1 protein-coding gene is annotated in these 1,419 nt (G+C 66.9%); it reads left to right on the top strand.

The window, feature by feature from the left end; all coding sequences use genetic code 11:
* Positions 1 to 1,419 (top strand): proteasome ATPase (gene arc, locus ACWDRR_RS44445; protein WP_449778043.1); only part of this gene is annotated, 1,419 nt, incomplete at both ends.

Here is a 1,419-nt window from a genome sequence, read left to right as displayed (position 1 = left end):
GAACGAGGACGGCACCGCCGACATCTTCACCGGGGGTCGCAAGCTCCGCGTGAACGTCAGCCCCAACGTCGACCTCGACGAGCTGCGGCGCGGCCAGGAGGTGATGCTCAACGAGGCCCTCAACATCGTGGACGCGATGGCCTTCGAGCGCATCGGCGACATCGTCACCCTCAAGGAGGTCCTGGAGGACGGCGAACGCGCCCTGGTCATCGGCCACACCGACGAGGAGCGGGTGGTGCGCCTCGCCGAACCGCTGCGCGAGCTCACCATCCGGGCGGGGGACGCCCTGCTGCTCGAACCCCGCTCGGGCTACGTCTACGAGGTCGTGCCCAAGTCCGAGGTCGAGGAGCTCGTCCTCGAAGAGGTCCCGGACATCGACTACCGCCAGATCGGCGGCCTCAGCAACCAGATCGAGCTGATCCGCGACGCCGTCGAGCTGCCCTACCTGCACGCCGAGCTCTTCAAGGAGTACGAGCTGCGCCCGCCCAAGGGCGTGCTGCTCTACGGCCCGCCCGGCTGCGGCAAGACGCTGATCGCCAAGGCGGTGGCCAACTCCCTCGCCAAGAAGGTCGCCGAGGTCACCGGCCGGCCGCAGGGCAAGAGCTACTTCCTCAACATCAAGGGCCCCGAGCTGCTCAACAAGTACGTCGGCGAGACCGAGCGGCAGATCCGCCTGGTCTTCCAGCGGGCCCGGGAGAAGGCGAGCGAGGGCACCCCCGTCATCGTCTTCTTCGACGAGATGGAGTCGCTCTTCCGCACCCGCGGCTCGGGCGTCAGCTCGGACGTGGAGAACACCATCGTCCCCCAGCTGCTCGCCGAGATCGACGGCGTGGAGGGCCTGGAGAACGTCATCGTGATCGGCGCCTCGAACCGCGAGGACATGATCGACCCGGCGATCCTGCGGCCCGGCCGCCTGGACGTCAAGATCAAGATCGAGCGCCCGGACGCCGAGGCCGCGAAGGACATCTTCTCCAAGTACCTCAAGGACTCGCTGCCGTTCCACCCGGACGACCTCAAGGAGCACGACGGCTCCGTCGAGGCCACGGTGGTGGCGATGATCCAGGCGGTCGTCGAGCGGATGTACACCGAGACCGAGGAGAACCGCTTCCTGGAGGTCACCTACGCCAACGGTGACAAGGAGGTCCTGTACTTCAAGGACTTCAACTCCGGCGCGATGATCCAGAACATCGTCGACCGTGCCAAGAAGATGGCCATCAAGGACTTCCTCGACCACGGTCAGCGCGGTCTGCGCGTCTCCCACCTGCTCGCCGCCTGCGTGGACGAGTTCAAGGAGAACGAGGACCTGCCCAACACCACCAACCCGGACGACTGGGCCCGGATCTCCGGCAAGAAGGGCGAGCGGATCGTCTTCATCCGCACGCTCGTCACCGGGAAGCAGGGCGCCGAGTCCGGCCGCTC

It is taken from the genome of Kitasatospora sp. NPDC003701 (genome assembly GCF_053587085.1).
The sequence above is the reverse complement of the archived record's forward strand: the minus strand, read 5'-3'. Positions and strand labels throughout refer to the sequence as shown.